The organism is Micromonospora sp. NPDC005161 (assembly GCF_053599855.1).
Genome location: NZ_JBSFYQ010000031.1, coordinates 25240 through 42871, shown reverse-complemented (window position 1 = coordinate 42871; position 17632 = coordinate 25240). Strand labels below are relative to the sequence as shown.

The window sequence follows — 17632 nt, the reverse complement described above, 5'->3', positions numbered from 1 at the left end:
CCCAGTGGGACACGGTCGGCGCGGGTCGACTCACTCCGGGCCGCAGGGCTCCGGGCAGCCACCGTCGGACACCTTCCACACCAGGTCGCGCAGGGTGTCGAGCTCCCGGTCGGTCAGCCCGGCCAGGAGTCGGGAGTCGGACATCACCGCGGCCACCCGGTCCCGCACGTCCCGGCCCCGCGCGGTCACCACCAGCGTCTTCTGCCGCCGGTCGGCCGGGTCGGTGCGACGCTCGACCAGACCGGCCTGCTCCAGCCTGTCGACCAGCGCGGTCACGTTCGACCGGTCGCAGACGAGCCGCTCGGCGAGGTCGCGGGCCGGCAGCGGCCGGTCCGGGTTCAGCTCGTGCAGCGCCCGGGCCGTCGCCGGGGTGAGCCCCAGCTCGGCGAACGCAACGCCCTGCCGGTGCCGCTGGGAGGCCGTCACGTGTGCCATCCGGCGCACCACGTCGGCGGCCAGGCCGGCGCGGTCCACCGGCCCACCCGCTCCGGGAACGACCTCCTGCGTCACGGCCACATCGTACGCACGGCGCCGGCCGCTCAGCTCAGCGATCGAGATCCGCGCAACATCAGGGAAAGTGCTGCCTCGGAACGTGTTGAGGCAGCACGTCCGGAACGTTGCGCGGATCTTGTGGGGAGAGGCGGGTCAGGCCGGGAGGAAGGAGAAGCGGACCTGGCGGACGGGATTGTCGCCGTTGGTGTCGACCAGGCAGAGCGACTGCCAGGTGCCCAGCGCCAGCCGGCCGCCGAGCACCGGCAGCGTGGCGTACGGCGGGACGAACGCCGGCAGCACATGGTCCCGACCGTGCCCGGGTGAGCCATGCCGGTGCCGCCAGCGGTCGTCGGTGGGGAGCAGGTCGTCCAGCACCCTGAGCAGGTCGTCGTCGGAGCCGGAGCCGGTTTCGATGATCGCCAGGCCGGCGGTGGCGTGGGGCACGAAGACGTGCAGCAGACCGTCGCCCTCGCTGGAGACGAACCCCTGGGCCTCAGCGGTGATGTCCCGGACGGCCGGCCGGGACCCGGTCTGGACGGTGATCACGTCACTGCGCATACGTCGCATTCTGCCGCAGTGCCGGCTCAGTAGCCGCCGCCACCGTCACCCCCGTCGGAGTCTCCCCCCGCCGGGCACGGCGGCGCGGAGGCCTCGTAGCGCTAAGTTACCGGCGGGTACCTGTGTCTCTCGTCGCGTCGGGGGGACCTAGACGTGACGACCGGTGCCACCAGGGGGCAGGATGGCGCTAGAGACCTATCCCACACACAACCGAGGGAACGCCTGTGGCTACGGAACGCAAGCGCCCGGTGATCAGCGACGGCCTACCGAGCCAGCTTCCGGACATCGACCCTGAAGAGACCAGCGAATGGGTCGAGTCGCTTGATGGTGTCATTGACGAGCGAGGTGCCAAACGCGCCCGTTACGTCATGCTGCGCCTGCTGGAGCGGGCTCGCGAACGCCAGGTCGGGGTTCCGCCCCTGACCACCACCGACTACATCAACACCATCACGCCGGAGCGCGAGCCCTGGTTCCCGGGCGACGAGCACGTCGAGCGGCGAATCCGGGCCTACGTCCGCTGGAACGCGGCGATGCTGGTGCACCGGGCGCAGCGCCCGGAGATCGGCGTCGGTGGGCACATCTCGACCTTCGCGAGCTCGGCGTCGCTCTACGAGGTGGGCTTCAACCACTTCTTCCGGGGCAAGAACCACCCGGGTGGCGGCGACCACATCTACTACCAGGGTCACGCCTCCCCCGGTATGTACGCGCGGGCGTTCCTGGAGGGACGGCTCAGCGAGCACCAGCTCGACGGGTTCCGGCAGGAGCTGTCGCACCCGGGCGGCGGGCTGCCGTCGTACCCGCACCCGCGGCTGATGCCGGACTTCTGGGAGTTCCCGACCGTCTCGATGGGTCTCGGCGGGCTGAACGCGATCTACCAGGCCCGGTTCAACCGGTACCTGCAGCACCGCGGCATCAAGGACACCTCGCAGCAGCACGTCTGGGCGTTCCTGGGCGACGGTGAGATGGACGAGCCGGAGACGCTGGGCGCCATCGGCGTGGCCGCCCGCGAGGAGCTGGACAACCTCACCTTCGTGATCAACTGCAACCTTCAGCGGCTGGACGGCCCGGTCCGCGGCAACGGCAAGGTGATGCAGGAGCTGGAGGCGTTCTTCCGGGGCGCCGGCTGGAATGTGATCAAGGTGGTCTGGGGTCGGGAGTGGGACCCGCTGCTCGCCGCGGACACCGACGGCGCGCTGGTCAACCTCATGAACACCACGACCGACGGCGACTACCAGACCTACAAGGCGGAGTCCGGCGCGTACGTGCGGGAGCACTTCTTCGGCCGGGACGCGCGCACGCGCAAGATGGTCGAGCCGCTGAGCGACGACGAGATCTGGAACCTCAAGCGGGGTGGGCACGACTACCGCAAGCTCTACGCGGCCTACAAGGCGGCCACCGAGCACACCGGGCAGCCCACCGTCATCCTGGCGAAGACGATCAAGGGCTGGACGCTCGGCTCGCACTTCGAGGGCCGCAACGCGACCCACCAGATGAAGAAGCTGACGCTGGAGGACCTGAAGACCTTCCGCGACCGCCTCTACCTGGACATCCCGGACTCGGCGCTGGAGGAGAACCCCTACCTGCCGCCGTACTACCACCCGGGCGAGAAGTCCGATGAGCTGGCGTACCTCAAGGAGCGTCGCGAGCAGCTCGGCGGCTACCTGCCGTCCCGGCGGACCAGCACCAAGCGGCTGGCCATCCCCGGCCCGGAGCGGTTCGCCGACGTCAAGCGCGGCTCGGGCAAGCAGAGGGTGGCCACCACCATGGCCTTCGTCCGCCTGCTCAAGGACGTCATGAAGGACAAGGAGTTCGGCAAGCGCTGGGTGCCGATCATCCCGGACGAGGCGCGCACCTTCGGCCTCGACTCGATCTTCCCGACCGCGAAGATCTACTCGCCGCACGGTCAGCGCTACACCTCGGTCGACCGGGAGCTGTTCCTGTCGTACAAGGAGTCGACGACCGGGCAGATCCTGCACGAGGGCATCAACGAGGCCGGCTCGGTCGCCTCGTTCACCGCCGCGGGCTCGTCGTACGCCACGCACGACGAGCCGATGATCCCGATGTACATCTTCTACTCGATGTTCGGGTTCCAGCGGACCGCCGACGGGCTGTGGGCGGCGGCGGACCAGATGGCGCGGGGCTTCCTGCTCGGCGCGACCGCGGGGCGGACCACGCTCAACGGTGAGGGCCTGCAGCACGAGGACGGCCACTCGATGCTGATCGCCGCCACCAACCCGGCGGTGGTCGCGTACGACCCGGCGTTCTCCTTCGAGATCGCGCACATCCTGGAGAACGGCCTGCACCGGATGTACGGGGACGCGCAGGAGAACGTCCTCTACTACCTGACGGTCTACAACGAGCCGATCCTTCAGCCGGCCGAGCCGGCCGGGGTGGACGTGGAGGGCCTGCTCAAGGGCATCTACCGCTACTCGCCGGCACCGCAGGTCGACGGCCCGAAGGCCAACGTGCTCGCCTCCGGCACCGGCATGCAGTGGGCGCTCAAGGCCCAGCAACTGCTCGCCCAGGACTGGGGGGTGGCCGCCGACGTCTGGTCGGTGACCTCCTGGACCGAGCTGCGCCGCGACGCGGTGGAGTGCGAGGAGTTCAACCTGCTCAACCCGGGCGCCGAGGCGAAGGTGCCGTACGTCCAGCAGAAGCTGGCCGACGCGGACGGGCCGAAGGTCGCGGTCAGCGACTGGATGCGCGCGGTGCCGGACCTGATCGCCCGCTGGGTGCCCGGCGACTACACGTCGCTCGGCACCGACGGCTACGGCATGTCGGACACCCGGCACGCGCTGCGCCGGCACTTCCACGTCGACGCCGAGTCGATCGTGGTCGCCACGCTGCGGCAGCTCGCCCGCAGCGGCGCGGTCGCGGCCACCGTGCCGGCCGAGGCCGCCAAGAAGTACGCGATCGACGACGTGAACGCCGCCCCGGTCGGCGAGACCGGCGGCGACAGCTGATCCAGCACCATCCAGGAAGGGCCCGGCGCGCGTGCGCCGGGCCCTTTTTGGTGCACCCGCACCCTCGCCCGCACTCCCGACCGACCGGGCGGACGGCGGGTGAGATGGGGGCGGCGGCGGTCCGGGGTCCTTGGCGGGGACCCGGGGCCACCGCCGGGGCGGGTGACGCCGGGGACTCGGCGGATCAGCCGACGGCGGCCAGGTCGGTCAGCCGGGCCAGCGAGTCCTCCAGGTCCGCGCCGACCCGACGCAGCCCCAGGCGCAGCATGGCCGCCTTGACCGGGCCGGCCGGCCAGCGGACCACGATGAGCCGCACGATGGTCCCGCCCTCCTCCTCCTCGTCCGGAGTGAGCTGGACGTAGATTTCGGTGCGCGCCTCCGCTCGGGCGCCCGCGCCCTTGGCGCGTTCCCGCCAGCCGATCAGAGTCGGCTCCTGGTAGGCGATCACCTCGGCCTCGTGCGCCGAGCCGCGCCCCGCCTGGACCAACTGCCGCCGTCCGAAGCCCTCCCCCGAGAGCACCTCGGCCGCGCGAACCCCCGCCAGCCAGGCCGGCAACTGCTCAGCCCGCTGTACGACGTCCCAGACCACTTCCACCGGCGCCGCCACGTGCGCACTGCGTTCCACGAGGATCATTTCCGTCTTCCCCCACTGAGGACATCCCACGATATCGGCACTCTATGCGCAAATTCGGACGTACCTGGACGGGTTTGGAAAAAGACACGCCGATCAACCATTGCGCATCGCGTCATCCCGGCCTATGGCGCATTCATCCGGAGCGCCCTAGAGTCCCGAACACGTTTCACGTTGACCGGGAGGGCGCATGTCGACCGCACCGATGCCCGAGTTCCCCGCCGGCTTCCGCTGGGGCGTCTCCACCTCGGCACACCAGATCGAGGGCGCCACCACGGCCGACGGGCGCGGGCCGTCCATCTGGGACACCTTCGCGCACTCCCCCGGCCGGATCAGCGACGGCAGCGGCGGCGAGGTGGCCTGCGACCACTACCACCGGCACACCGAGGACGTGGCTCTGCTGGCCGGGCTCGGCGTTTCGGCGTACCGGTTCTCCATCGCCTGGCCCCGGGTGCAGCCCGCCGGCGCAGGCCCGGCCAACGCCGCCGGCCTGGGCTTCTACGACCGGCTGGTGGACGAGCTGCTGGCCGCCGGCATCGACCCGGTGGCCACCCTCTACCACTGGGACCTGCCCCAACCGCTGGAGGACGCCGGCGGCTGGCTGCACCGCGACACCGCCGCCCGCTTCGCCGAGTACGCCGACCTGACCGCCGCCCGGCTCGGTGACCGGGTCCGGCTCTGGATCACGCTGAACGAGCCGTTCATCCACATGAGCCTCGGCTACGGCATGGGTGTGCACGCCCCCGGCCGGATGCTGCTCTTCGACGCCTTTCCGGTCGCCCACCATCAACTGCTCGGGCACGGGCTCGCGGTCGCCGCGCTGCGGGCCCGCACCGCCAGCCCGGTGGCGATCGCCAACAACTACTCGCCGGTGCGGGTGCTCGGCGACAGCGACGCCGACCGGGCCGCCGGGGCCGCGTACCAGGCCCTGCACAACCGCCTCTTCACCGACCCGCTGCTCGGCCGGGGCTACCCGGAACTGCCCGGCTTCGACGCCGACGTGGTCCGCGCCCGCGACCTGGACACGATCGCCGCGCCGATCGACGTGCTCGGGGTCAACTACTACAACCCGACCGGCGTGCGGGCCGCCGAGGAGGGGTCGCCGCTGCCGTTCGAACTGGTCCCGCTCGACGGCTACCCGCGCACCGCCTTCGACTGGCCGGTGGCCCCCGACGGGCTGCACGAACTGCTCCGCTGGCTGCGCCTCACGTACGGCGAGGCCCTGCCCCCGATCGAGATCACCGAGAGCGGCTGCGCGTACGACGACGCGCCCGACCCGGACGGGCGGGTGGCGGACCCGGACCGGATCGCGTACCTCGACGGGCACCTGCGCGCGGTGCGGGCCGCCATCGACGACGGGGTGGACGTACGCGGGTACTTCGTGTGGTCCCTGCTGGACAACTGGGAGTGGGCCGAGGGGTTCACCAAGCGCTTCGGTCTGGTGCACGTCGACTACGCCACCCAGACCCGTACGCCGAAGTCCTCGTACACCTGGCTGCGGGACGTGATCGCGGCCAGCCGGCCGGGGTCGGCGCGGTGACCACCCTCGACCCGACCCCGGCGTCGCTGCCGGCCGCGCTCGCCGAGCCGACCGCGCCGGTACGACGCGGCTGGATCGGGCTGATCTTCGCGGCCAACCTCGGGGTCTGGATGGCGTTCTTCACCCCGATCCAGGTGCTGCTGCCGCAGCAGATCGAGCAAATCGCGCCGGGCGACAAGGAGAACATGCTGGCCGTGGTCACCGGCCTGGGCGCGCTGGCCGCGGTGCTGGCCAACCCCCTCGCGGGCGCGCTGTCCGACCGGACCTGCCTGCGGATCTTCGGCCGGGAGTTCGGCCGCCGGCACGTCTGGACCGCCGGCGGGGCGCTGCTCGGCGCGGCGGCGCTGGTGCTGCTGGCCCAGCAGCGGACCATCCTCGGCGTCGCCCTCGGCTGGGTCGCCGCCCAGGTCTGCTTCAACGCGATGCTGGCCAGCCTCACCGCGGCCATCCCGGACCGGGTGCCGGTCGTGCAGCGCGGCGGTGTCTCCGGCTGGGTGGGCATCCCGCAGGCGCTCGGGCTGGTGCTCGGCGCGGTGCTGGTCACCGCCCTGGTCACCGGCAACGGCGCCGGTTACCTGGCCATCGCGGTGGCGATCCTGCTGCTGTCCCTGCCGTTCGCGCTGTTCACCCCCGACGACCCGCTGCCCCGCGCGCATCGGCCGGTGCTGCGGACGCGCGCGCTGCTGGCCTCGATGTGGATCGACCCGCGCCGGCACCCGGACTTCGCCTGGGCCTGGATCACCCGGTTCCTGGTCCAGCTCGGGAACGCTCTGGGCACCCTCTACCTGCTGTACTTCCTCACCGACGGGGTACGCCACCCCGACCCCGAGGGCGGCCTGCTCGTCCTGATCCTGCTCTACACGCTCGGCATGATGCTGACCGCCGTGGTCGCCGGTCGGCTGTCGGACCGATCCGGGCGACGCAAGATCTACGTGATCACGTCGGGGCTGATCATGGCGGTGGCGGCGCTGCTGCTCGCGGTCGCGCCGGTCTGGCCGATGGCGATCGTGGCCGCGCTGCTGCTCGGCGCCGGCTACGGCGTCTACCTCTCGGTGGACGCCGCGCTGATCACCCAGGTGCTGCCCCGGGCCACCGACCGGGCCAAGGATCTCGGCGTGATCAACATTGCCAACTCGGCGCCACAGGTGCTCGGCCCGGCGCTCTCCGCCCCGCTAGTGGTCTATCTGGGCGGTTACCCGACGCTCTACGCGGTCACCGCCGCGGTCACCCTGGTCGGCAGCGCCCTGGTCGTCAAGATCCGCTCAGTCCCCTAAGCGTTAGGAAGGGACCCTTGTACAACACCAGGCGATAAGAAGGGGCCCTTCCTTACTCAGTCGGCGGTCGCCGTAGGCTGGGGGCGTGACGGTACGTGTGCGCTTCGCCCCCTCCCCGACCGGTATGTTCCATGTCGGCGGCGCCCGCTCGGCGCTGCAGAACTGGATCTACGCCAAGCAGCAGGGCGGGGTGTTCGTGCTGCGCATCGAGGACACCGACGCGGCGCGCAACAAGCCCGAGTGGACCGAGGGCATCCTCTCCGCGCTGGACTGGATCGGCATCTCCAGGGGCAGCTACGAGGGCCCGTACTTCCAGTCACAGAACGCCGGCGAGCACCGGGCCGCCGCCGCCCGGCTCTACGAGTCGGGCCGCGCGTACTACTGCGACTGCACCCGCGAGGACGTGCAGGCCCGCACCGGCTCGCAGTACCAGGGCTACGACGGCTACCACCGCGACCTCGGCCTCGGCCCGGGCGAGGGCCGGGCGCTGCGCTTCCGTACGCCCGACGAGGGCGCGACCGTGGTGGTCGACCTGATCCGCGGCGAGCCCACCTTCGAGAACCGGTTGATCGAGGACTTCATCATCGCCCGGGGCGACGGCTCGCCGGTCTTCCTGCTGGCCAACGTCGTCGACGACCTGACCATGGGTATCACCCACGTGATCCGCGCCGAGGAGCACCTGCCCAACACCCCCAAGCAGCAGCTGCTCTGGGACGCCCTCGGGGTCAAGCCGCCGATCTGGGCGCACGTGCCGGTGGTGGTCAACGAGAAGCGGCAGAAGCTCTCCAAGCGCCGGGACAAGGTCGCCCTGGAGGCGTACCGCGACGAGGGCTACCTCGCCGGCGCGATGCGCAACTACCTGATGCTGCTCGGCTGGGCGCCCTCCGGGGACCGGGAGATCGTCCCCTGGTCCGTGATCGAGGACGAGTTCCGGCTGGAGGACGTCAACCTCTCCTCGGCGTTCTTCGACGAGAAGAAGCTGCGCGCGTTCAACGGTGAGTACATCCGGGCGCTGCCGATGGCCGAGTTCATCGACGCCTGCCAGCCGTGGCTGACCGGCACCGGGACCATCGCGCCGCCGCCGTGGCAGCCCGAGGAGTTCGACGCCGACGCATTCGCCGCCGTGGCGCCGCTGGCTCAGACCCGGATCGCGGTGCTCAGCGAGATCGTGCCGAACGTCGACTTCCTCTTCCTGGCCTCGCCGCTGATCGACGAGGCGGCCTGGACCAAGACCATGAAGGACGGCTCCGCCGACCTGCTGGACGCCGCCATCGCCGCGTTCGAGGCGCTGGACAGCTGGGACGCCGAGTCGCTGAAGTCGACGCTGGAGGCGGTCGGCGCCGAGCGGGGCCTCAAGCTCGGCAAGACGCAGGCGCCGGTCCGGGTCGCCGTCACCGGTCGCACCGTCGGCCTGCCGCTGTTCGAGTCGCTGGAGGTGCTCGGCCGCGAGCGCACCCTGACCCGGATGCGCGCCGCCCGGCTCCGCCTGGTCTGACCGCCTCCGCCGCGCCAAGCCGCCCCGCTCGACGACACCGTGGGGCGGCTTGCGTCGACGTCGCCATCCGCACCGAACTGGCGGCGTCACCTGATCGAGCCTGTGGATCGGGCTCAGCCGCGGGTGGCCCGGCGGCGGAGCAGGAACCCGCCCGCCAGGGCGGCGAGCAGCACCAACGCGCCGAGTGCCCAGAGCCACCAGCGGTGACCGGAGTCGGCGCGCTCCTGCGCCAGCGGCACGACCGCCGTCGGGCTGCCGCCCACCGCGACGGGTGACGCCGAGGCCGGCCCGGCCGACGGCGAGCCGCCCGCAGCACCCGGCGTCGCGGCAGTGCCACCGCTGATCGATGGCAGGGGGGACGGGCTCGCGGACGGGTCGGCGGCCGTGCCGGTGGTGAGGGTGAAGCGCACCTCGCCCTTCACCGGGTGCCCGTCGCCGGAGGCGACTTGGTAACCGACGATGTAGAGCCCCGCGGCGCCGGGCTTGAACGGCACGCGTACGCGGCTGCTGGCGAAGGCCGGCAGCCCGCCGGCGACCACATTGTCCGGTCCGGTTACTGTGATCTTCGTCGTAGCCGGGTCCGGCTTGGCCAGGAAACGGAGCTCGATCCGGGTGGGCGCGGTGGCCACCCGGGCGCCGTCGCGCGGATCGCTGCCGGTCAGCGAATTGTGCGCCGCGGCCGGCGTCGCCGGGACCAGCAACGACACACCGCACGCCACGCCGAGCACCACTGGCACGACCCGCGCCACTCGTGTAACCCTGCCCCCCATGAACCCCTCCGTAAGGGTACGATCCGCCCGCTGATCAACGGCTCCTCATTAGTCGAGCAGAGATCGCAGATAGTTCCAATTACCGCTCCACAAGCTGCAATTCATCGACGTTCTGCGACTCTGTGAGGAGTGGCACCGACCGCCCGGTCGGTTCCGCTACCGAGCAATCGATCCGGACGTCACGGCGAAGCCATCCATCGAACGGGGCGAGGAGGCGGGATGGTCCGACAGATGAGGCGGTGGGCCGCTGTGCTGGCCGGCACGCTGGCGGCGGCGCTGCTGTCGCTCGGCACCGCCGGCCCGGCCAAGGCGGCACCGAAGCCGGCGCCCGCCGGGGTGGACATCACCGGCCCGGGGCTGTCCGAGCCGCTGCGGTTGCGTGTGGACGGTCAGCCCGCGCACGTGGCAGCGGTCATCGACCAGGTCAACTTCCTCGGCCGCACCGGCCAGGCGAAGGGGCCGAAGGCGACCGGCCTCGGTCCGAAGTACACGGTCGTGGTGCTCGCCGGGGAGACCCCGAAGCAGACGTACGACCTGTATCCCAAGGCGGCCGGCGGTCCACGGATCTACCGGCCGGCGAAGCAGCCGGATTCCCGCAAGACCGCCGCGGGTTGGTTCCTCGGCCGGCTCAGCATGTCCGAGACGTTGCGCACCGCGGGGGTGCCGCTGGAGCGGCAGTTCGACACGGTCAGCGGCGGCGTGGGCGGTGGCGAGCGGGTGCTCCCGGAGGACACTCTCGACCCGGCCGGGGACCTCGACGAGGCGCTCGGCGAGTTGCAGCGACTGCTGCTGCTCAACGTCGCGGTGATGCTGACCATCACGGTCGGCCTCGCCGGGATCGCGCTGCTGATCCGCCGCCGCACCCGCTGACCCGTCACCGACGACCCACCTTCACGGCCGCCCGCTGAAATGTCACGCGGGCGGTCGCGTGGTCAGCACCAGCGGCGCGGTGGGCGCTCCCGGCGGGTGGCCCGCTGGCGCGGCCGGACCGGGCCGTGCCGGTGGGCGCCGGCCCACCCGGGCATCTCGCTGCGGCACCCGCCGGCGTGGTCGGGCTCGGGCTCCCCGGGCAGCACCGGCTCGGCGGCCCGCTGGCGGGGCACCACGGCGTCGTCGTCGGCCCGGTCCGCGGGCCGGCCGGTGGTCGGCTCCGCCGGGTGCGACGGCACGCCGCCGACCGTCCGGCGGTGCTTGGCAACCGCCTGCGGGTCGTGGTGCCCCGGCCGGCAGGGCTCGCCCTGGGCGCAGCCGTTCTCGGCCTCCCCGTGCGCCATCCCGGTCTCCTCACGCTCGCACTCACCCGCGGGTGCTCCCCCCGACGTGCCCTGCCACCGTACTGGCCGGGACCGACGGGTCTGCACGGCGTACCCCGGGGTCAGCGCTTCGGGCGGCGAGGGAACAGGGTCTCCCAGACCGGGAAGGCGACCGGCAAGATCGTCGCCGACGGTCGGTAGCGGCGGCCCGGCCGGAACCGGTCAGCGGCTGCGGTGGGCCTCCAGGTCGGCGCGGGTGAACAGCGCCCGCAGCGCCACACCGTGCTCGGCCAGCAGGGCCGCGCCACCCTCCGCGCGGTCGATGACGCAGAGCGCGTGATCCACCCGGGCGCCCAGCTCGCGCAGCTGCCCGGTGGAGGCGACCACCTGCCCCCCGGAGGTGACCACGTCCTCGACCACCAGCACCCGCCGCCCGGCCAGCTCCGTCCCCTCGGCCAGCCGGGCGGTGCCGTACGGCTTGGCGGCCTTGCGGACGAAGGCGCAGGGCAGCCCGGTGTACCGGCCGAGCGCGGTAACCACCGGAATCCCGCCCATCTCCAGCCCGGCCAGCACCTCGATGTCCGCCGGCACCAGGGGCGCCAGGTGAGCGGCCACCCGGTCCAGCAGGCGGGGATCCGCCTCGAACCGGTACTTGTCGAAGTACTCGTCGGCGATCCGGCCGGAGCGGAGCACGAACTCGCCGGTCAGCCGGCAGGTGGTGTCGATCTCGCGGGCCAGCGCGGTCATGGTCTCTGCGTGCGTCATGATGATCATTCTCTCCGGGCCGGCGTCCGTTGGGCGTACCCCTTTCGGCGCATGCCGGTTGCGGCATAGTCCTCCCCGGGTCGGAGTCCGGGGCTCGACGGCTGTGATGGGATCGGGACCATGCGTCCGCCACCGTGGCTCGGCTCCGGCACGCTCGGCCGGGATCTCGCGCTGGCCGGTGCGTCGCTGGCCGGCGGCCTGGTGCTGTGGACCCTCGGTTGGCAACCGCAGATCCGTCCGCACCCGGACGTGCCGCCCGCGTTGTTCCTGCCGCCGCTGCTGACGGTGTGCGTGGCCGTCGGCCTGCGCCGGGTCGCGCCGCGCTCCAGCCTGGGCGTCGGCACGGGGGCGCTGGTCGTGGACATCGCGCTCGGCGGCTCGCTGGGGACGATCCTGGTCTACACCCAGGTGCTCTACGACGCCTGCGTGTACGGCCCGGCGCGGCTGTGGCGGTGGCTGCTGCGGTTGACCGTCGGGCTGAGCCTGGTCGGCGCGGTGGTCGGCGTGCTCCTCTCCGACCAGTGGCGCGGGGTCGCCGTCGGTGTGCTGGTGGTGCTCGTCGGCCTGCTGCCGGTGCTGACCGGGATCAGCGTGCGGCAGTACCGCGACCAGGCCGCGGCCGAGCGGGCTCGGGCCGAGCAGACCGCCCGGCTGGTCGAGCTGGACCGCTGGCAGGCGGTCAGCGCCGAACGGGCCCGGATGGCCCGGGAGTTGCACGACGTGGTCGCCAACCATCTCAGCGCGGTGGCCATCCACGCCACCGCCGTGCTGTCGGTGCCCGGGCTGGACCGCGGCCAGGTCGAGTCGGCGTTGCGGGTGATCCGGGAGAGCAGCGTGCAGGGCCTGGCGGAGATGCGGCAGATGATCGAACTGCTGCGCGAGCCGGGTGCCGGTGGCACGCGGGCGCCGACGGATGGCAGCGGCGCGCTGCCGGAGGCGGCCACCGCGCGGCTCGCCGAGGCGGACCGGCTGGTCGAGCGGATCCGGGCCGCCGGCCTCGCGGTACGGGTCCACACCGACGGCACGCCCGGCCCGCTGCCGGTGGGCGTGGACCTCGCGGCGTACCGGATCGTGCAGGAGTCACTGACCAACGCGCTGAAGCACGGCGCGGGCGAGGCGGAGCTGACGATCGCGTACCGGCCGACGGAGGTGGTGCTGACGGTGGAGAATCCGGTGCGCCGGGGCGGCGCCGGGCTGACCGGCGCCGGGGCCGGGCTGATCGGGATGCGGGAACGCGCCACGCTGCTGGCGGGCCGGTTCGACGCCGGGCCGCACGACGGCCGGTGGCTCGTCCGGGCCGCGCTGCCCACCCGGGAGGACGGGTGACCGGCCCGGCCCGGGCACCGGGCGGTGCTGGCACAGCCCGGGCACCGGGGGACGCGGGTACGGCGGTCCGGGTGGTCGTGGCGGACGACCAGCCGGCGGTACGAGCCGGGCTGACGTTGATCCTGGCCGGCGCTCCGGGCGTCGGGGTGGTCGGCGAGGCGGGCGACGGCGACGAGGCGGTACGGCTGTGCCGGGAGTTGCGACCGGACGTCGCCGTGCTCGACATCCGGGTGCCGCGCCGGGACGGCATCTCCGCGACCCGGGCGATCGTCGCCGAAGGGCTCGCCGACGTGCTGGTGCTCACCACCTTCGACCTCGACGAGTACGTCTTCGGGGCGCTGCGTGCCGGGGCGGCCGGTTTCCTGCTCAAGGACACCGACGCGGCGGGGCTGGTCGCGGCGGTACGGACGGTGGCACGCGGCGACGGGTTCATCGCCCCCGCGGTGACCCGCCGGTTGATCGCGGCCTTCGCGGCCACCGCGCCAGGGTCGTCGGCGGCCACCCGGGCCGCCCTGGACGGGCTCACCCCGCGCGAGCGGGACGTGCTGGCCTGCCTCGGCCTGGGCCTGTCCAACCAGCAGATCGCCGATCGGCTGGCGATGGCGGAGAGCACCACCAAGACGCACGTGAGCCGGATCCTGGCGAAGCTGGACCTGCGCAGCCGCGTGCAGGCCGCGATCCTGGCCCAGGAGCTGGGCCTGCCCGCCCCCGCTCCGCCGCCGTGATCCCGGGCCATGGCGGCCCGGCATGAAGATCCAGGTCAGCGCGTGTCAGGCTAGGGCGGTGAGTACGCCGGGCGGTGGGGAGCTGACGGCCACGCTGCGTCAGATCGAGCGCGCGGCGGGGGCGCTGGCCACCGCCAGCGTGGCCCGGATGGACGAGACCCTGCCCTGGTTCCGCGCCCTGCCGGCCGACCAGCGCTCCTGGGTGATGCTGGTGGCCCAGGCGGGCGCCCGGTCGCTGGTGCAGTGGCTGCGCGACGGCGGCGGCACGGCGGACAGCACCCAGGAGGTCTCCGACGAGGTCTTCGCCGCCGCTCCCGAGGCGCTGGCCCGGTCGATCACCCTCCAGCAGACGGTGGCGCTGATCAAGGTGACCATCGACGTTGTCGAGGAGCAGGTGTCGCACCTGGCCGCCGAGGGCGAGGAGCAGCAGCTGCGCGAGGCGGTGCTGCGCTTCTCCCGGGAGATCGCGTTCGCCGCCGCCCGGGTGTACGCGCGGGCCGCCGAGTCACGCGGCGCGTGGGACGCCCGGTTGCAGGCCCTGCTGGTCGACGCGCTGCTGCGCGGTGACTCGCCGGACGTGCTGGCCAGCCGGGCGGCGGCGCTCGGCTGGACGGACGCGCCGCCGGTCGCGGTGGCGGTCGGCCGCTCCCCCGGCGGAGAGGTCTCCGCGGTGCTGCACGTGGTCTACCGGCAGGCCCGGCGGATCGGCGTGGAGGTGATCGGCGGGGTGCACGGCGACCGGCTGGTGATCGTGCTGGGCGGCGCTGCGGATCCGCTGGGAGCCACCGGCAAGCTGCTGACCGCGTTCGGGGACGGGCCGGTGGTGGTGGGTCCGGCCGTACCCAGTCTGGACGAGGCGACGGAATCGGCGCGGGCCGCGCTGGCCGGCTTCCGGGCGGCGCCGGCCTGGCCGACGGCGCCCCGGCCGGTGCCGGCCGCCGAGCTGCTGCCGGAGCGGGCCCTGGCCGGCGACGCGGAGGCCCGCCGCCGGCTGCGGCACGACGTGTACGCGACCCTGGTGCGCGCCGGTGGCGAGCTGTTGGAGACGCTGGACGCGTTCCTGGCCGCCGGTGGCACGCTGGAGAGCGCCGCGCGGGCGCTGTTCGTGCACCCGAACACGGTGCGCTACCGGTTGCGCCGCATCGCCGAGGTGACCGGCTTCTCGCCGCTGTCGCCCCGGGACGCGTTCGCCCTGCAGGTGGCGCTGACCGTCGGCCGGCTGGATCCGGTGACCCCGATGACCGCGCCGGTCCCGACCCAGACAATGACCCCGGCAGTCCGGAAAGCCACCCAAACCGGCGACGATCACCGCCGATCTTTGTAGAAACCCTCCAAAGCTTCTAGTGTGGTTTGGTCGAGGGCGGCACAGCGTTACCCACGCGTATCCGGGAGAGTCATAGTCGTGCTCGCCGTACTTAGTCCCGGCCAGGGTTCCCAGAAACCCGGCTTCCTGACCCCTTGGCTCGACCTGACCGGCACCGAGGCGCGACTGCGCTGGTGGTCGGCTCTGGCTGGGGTCGACCTGCTGCACCTGGGCACCGCCGCCGACGCCGACGAGATCAAGGACACCGCCCGCACCCAGCCGCTGCTGGTCGCCGCGGCGCTGCTCGCCGCCGAGCACCTGCCGCTGTACGACGTGACGCTCACCGCCGGGCACAGCGTCGGCGAGCTCGGCGCCGCGGCGCTGGCCGGGGTGCTGCCGGCCGAGGCCGCCATCACCCTCGCCGGCGTGCGGGGCCGGGAGATGGCCGCCGCGTGCGCGCTGGAGCCGACCGGGATGGCCGCCGTGCTCGGCGGCGACCCGGACGAGGTGCTCGCCGCGATCGCCGCGCACGGGCTGCACCCGGCCAACCGCAACGGCGCCGGGCAGATCGTCGCCGCCGGCTCCCTGGACGGGCTGGACAAGCTCGCCGCCGAGCCGCCGGCGAAGACCCGGATCATCCGGCTCCAGGTTGCCGGCGCGTTCCACACCCCGTACATGGCGCCGGCCGAGTCCGCGCTGGCCGCGGTGGCCGCCGGCATCACCCCGGCCGACCCGGCCCGGATCCTGCTGTCGAACCTCGACGGCGCCGCGGTCGACCACGGCCGCGACATGCTGCAACGCCTGGTCCGCCAGGTCACCGCGCCGGTCCGCTGGGACCTGTGCATGCGTACCCTGGCCGACCTCGGTGTGACCGGCGTGATCGAGCTACCGCCGGCCGGCACACTGGCCGGGCTGGTCAAGCGGGAGCTCAAGGGCGACGGCGCACCGGAGATCGTCACCCTGAACACCCCGGACGACCTGCCGGCCGCGCGGGACCTGATCGCCCGGCACGGCATGGCGCCCAGCCACGAGCCGACCATGCAGTTCCGCGTGGTGGTGGCGCCGTCCGCCGGCACCTTCGCCCCGTCCGCCGAGCTGACCGAGGGCGAGACGATCCGCGCCGGCCAGGTCGTCGGGCACATCGGCACCCGGCAGGGGCCGGTCGAGGTGACCGCCCACCAGGGCGGCGTCCTCACCGAATGGCTCGCCCACCACGACGACCCGGTCGCGCCGGGCCAACCGCTCGCCCGCATCGGAGGTCGTTCATGACTGGCAGTCGCATCGTCTCGATGGGGCACTACCAGCCCTCCCGGGTGGTGACCAACGACGACATCGCCCAGCTCGTGGACACCAACGACGAGTGGATCCGGGACCGGGTCGGCATCGTCACCCGGCGGATCGCCGACAGTGAGACGGTGGCCGACATGGCCGCCGCCGCGGCCGGCAAGGCGCTGGCCAACTCCGGCCTGACCGCCGCCGACATCGACCTGGTCGTGGTCGCCACCTGCACCTCGGTCGACCGCAGCCCCAACGTGGCCTGCCGGGTCGCCGCCAAGCTGGGCATCGCCGCGCCGGGCGCGTACGACGTCAACACCGCCTGCTCGGGCTTCGCCTACGCGCTGGGCACCGTCGACCACGCCATCCGGGCCGGGGCGTCGCGCAATGCGATCGTCATCGGCGCGGAGAAGCTCTCCGACTTCACCGACTGGACCGACCGCTCCACCTGCATCATCTTCGGCGACGGCGCCGGTGCCGCGGTGGTCACCGCGACCGCCGACGACGAGCCGGCCGGGATCGGTCCGGTGGTCTGGGGTTCGGCGCCGGAGAAGAGCGACGCGGTCCGCATCGAGGGCTGGCGCCCGTACATCCAGCAGGAGGGGCAGTCGGTCTTCCGCTGGGCCACCACCGCGCTGGCGCCGCTGGCCCTGCAGGCGTGCGAGCGGGCCGGGGTCGACCCGTCGGAGCTGGCCGCGTTCGTGCCGCACCAGGCCAACGCCCGGATCATCGACGGCATCGCCAAGCGGCTCAACATCCCCAACGCGATCATCGCGAAGGACATCGTCGAGTCCGGCAACACCTCCGCGGCGAGCGTGCCGCTGGCCCTGTCCAAGCTGGTCGAGCGGCGGGAGGTGCCCTCGGGCGCCCCGGTGCTGCTGTTCGGCTTCGGCGGTGGCCTGACCTACGCCGGTCAGGTCGTCCGCTGCCCCTGAGGACCCCTCGGGCGCACAGGCGCCCAGGAGTGGCGGCTGGCAACGCCGGCCGCCGGAGAACCCCCCGATGAAAGGAACCAACCGCAATGACCCGTGACGAGATCACCACCGGACTCGCCGAGATCCTCGAAGAGGTTGCCGGGGTGAACCCGGACGACGTGGCCGAGGGGAAGTCCTTCACCGACGACCTCGATGTCGACTCGCTCTCCATGGTGGAGGTCGTGGTGGCGGCCGAGGAGAAGTTCGGCGTCAAGATCCCGGACAACGAGGTGCAGAACCTCAAGACCGTCGGCGACGCCGTTACCTACATCGCGGCGCAGTCCTGAT

Annotated in this window: 16 protein-coding genes and 1 pseudogene; 11 read left to right on the top strand and 6 right to left on the bottom strand. The window is 72.7% G+C overall.

Going from position 1 to position 17632, the window contains the following annotated elements; translation table 11 throughout:
• Positions 1 to 30: 30 nt before the first annotated feature.
• Both ACWD5O_RS25770 and ACWD5O_RS25765 read right to left on the bottom strand, forming a co-directional pair.
• A complete protein-coding gene (locus tag ACWD5O_RS25770) occupies positions 31 to 510 on the bottom strand; it encodes a MarR family winged helix-turn-helix transcriptional regulator (protein ID WP_387323775.1) in 480 nt (159 codons plus the stop codon).
• Positions 511 to 645: 135 nt separating this feature from the next.
• On the bottom strand, positions 646 to 1050 hold the full coding sequence (locus ACWD5O_RS25765) for a YjbQ family protein (RefSeq protein ID WP_354965439.1): 405 nt from the start codon (positions 1048 to 1050) through the stop codon (positions 646 to 648).
• 224 nt (positions 1051 to 1274) lie between these two features.
• On the opposite strand from ACWD5O_RS25765, the gene aceE reads away from it, so the two are divergent.
• Positions 1275 to 4013 (top strand): pyruvate dehydrogenase (acetyl-transferring), homodimeric type, encoded by a 2739-nt coding sequence (aceE, locus tag ACWD5O_RS25760; protein ID WP_354965440.1) that lies wholly within the window; start codon positions 1275 to 1277, stop codon positions 4011 to 4013.
• A 184-nt stretch (positions 4014 to 4197) separates the two neighbouring features.
• On the opposite strand, the gene ACWD5O_RS25755 is transcribed toward aceE, so the two are convergent.
• Positions 4198 to 4647, bottom strand: coding sequence for an SRPBCC family protein (locus tag ACWD5O_RS25755; protein WP_354965441.1), 450 nt, complete (start codon positions 4645 to 4647; stop codon positions 4198 to 4200).
• A 187-nt stretch (positions 4648 to 4834) separates the two neighbouring features.
• Here ACWD5O_RS25755 and ACWD5O_RS25750 point away from each other — a divergent pair, with 187 nt between their 5' ends.
• The 3 genes from ACWD5O_RS25750 to gltX all read left to right on the top strand — a co-directional run bounded on the left by ACWD5O_RS25750 (position 4835) and on the right by gltX (position 8953).
• Complete coding sequence (locus ACWD5O_RS25750) at positions 4835 to 6184, top strand: GH1 family beta-glucosidase (RefSeq protein ID WP_450086806.1); 1350 nt, start codon at positions 4835 to 4837, stop codon at positions 6182 to 6184.
• A complete protein-coding gene (locus ACWD5O_RS25745) occupies positions 6181 to 7458 on the top strand; it encodes an MFS transporter (protein WP_354965443.1) in 1278 nt (425 codons plus the stop codon). The genes ACWD5O_RS25750 and ACWD5O_RS25745 overlap by 4 nt, the downstream gene beginning before the upstream one ends.
• 85 nt (positions 7459 to 7543) lie before the next feature.
• Complete coding sequence (gltX, locus tag ACWD5O_RS25740; protein ID WP_450086805.1) at positions 7544 to 8953, top strand: glutamate--tRNA ligase; 1410 nt, start codon at positions 7544 to 7546, stop codon at positions 8951 to 8953.
• 113 nt (positions 8954 to 9066) lie between these two features.
• Here the strand turns inward: gltX and ACWD5O_RS25735 are convergent, their stop codons facing one another.
• Entirely contained in the window at positions 9067 to 9702 is a 636-nt protein-coding gene (locus tag ACWD5O_RS25735; RefSeq protein ID WP_387323770.1) for a copper resistance CopC family protein, read from the bottom strand.
• Positions 9703 to 9942: 240 nt separating this feature from the next.
• Between ACWD5O_RS25735 and ACWD5O_RS25730 the strand changes: the two genes are divergently transcribed.
• A complete protein-coding gene (locus tag ACWD5O_RS25730; RefSeq protein ID WP_450086804.1) occupies positions 9943 to 10593 on the top strand; it encodes a hypothetical protein in 651 nt (216 codons plus the stop codon).
• A 62-nt stretch (positions 10594 to 10655) separates the two neighbouring features.
• Here the strand turns inward: ACWD5O_RS25730 and ACWD5O_RS25725 are convergent, their stop codons facing one another.
• Both ACWD5O_RS25725 and ACWD5O_RS25720 read right to left on the bottom strand, forming a co-directional pair.
• Positions 10656 to 10997, bottom strand: coding sequence for a hypothetical protein (locus ACWD5O_RS25725; protein WP_354965447.1), 342 nt, complete (start codon positions 10995 to 10997; stop codon positions 10656 to 10658).
• 201 nt (positions 10998 to 11198) lie between these two features.
• Complete coding sequence (locus ACWD5O_RS25720; RefSeq protein WP_450086803.1) at positions 11199 to 11741, bottom strand: orotate phosphoribosyltransferase; 543 nt, start codon at positions 11739 to 11741, stop codon at positions 11199 to 11201.
• A gap of 120 nt (positions 11742 to 11861) precedes the next feature.
• Between ACWD5O_RS25720 and ACWD5O_RS25715 the strand changes: the two genes are divergently transcribed.
• The 6 genes and pseudogenes from ACWD5O_RS25715 (at position 11862) to ACWD5O_RS25690 (ending at position 17631) form a co-directional block, all read left to right on the top strand.
• Positions 11862 to 13067, top strand: a complete 1206-nt coding sequence (locus ACWD5O_RS25715; protein ID WP_354965449.1) for a sensor histidine kinase — start codon at positions 11862 to 11864, stop codon at positions 13065 to 13067.
• On the top strand, positions 13064 to 13792 hold the full coding sequence (locus tag ACWD5O_RS25710) for a response regulator (protein WP_450086802.1): 729 nt from the start codon (positions 13064 to 13066) through the stop codon (positions 13790 to 13792). Before ACWD5O_RS25715 ends, ACWD5O_RS25710 begins: the two co-directional genes overlap by 4 nt.
• 31 nt (positions 13793 to 13823) lie before the next feature.
• Positions 13824 to 15116, top strand: a pseudogene (locus ACWD5O_RS25705) (PucR family transcriptional regulator); the annotation flags it as partial.
• Positions 15117 to 15194: 78 nt separating this feature from the next.
• A complete protein-coding gene (locus ACWD5O_RS25700) occupies positions 15195 to 16364 on the top strand; it encodes an acyltransferase domain-containing protein (RefSeq protein ID WP_450086801.1) in 1170 nt (389 codons plus the stop codon).
• Positions 16361 to 17305, top strand: coding sequence for a beta-ketoacyl-ACP synthase III (locus ACWD5O_RS25695; protein ID WP_210917650.1), 945 nt, complete (start codon positions 16361 to 16363; stop codon positions 17303 to 17305). Before ACWD5O_RS25700 ends, ACWD5O_RS25695 begins: the two co-directional genes overlap by 4 nt.
• A gap of 86 nt (positions 17306 to 17391) precedes the next feature.
• Positions 17392 to 17631, top strand: a complete 240-nt coding sequence (locus tag ACWD5O_RS25690) for an acyl carrier protein (protein ID WP_074313380.1) — start codon at positions 17392 to 17394, stop codon at positions 17629 to 17631.
• Position 17632: the final 1 nt, after the last annotated feature.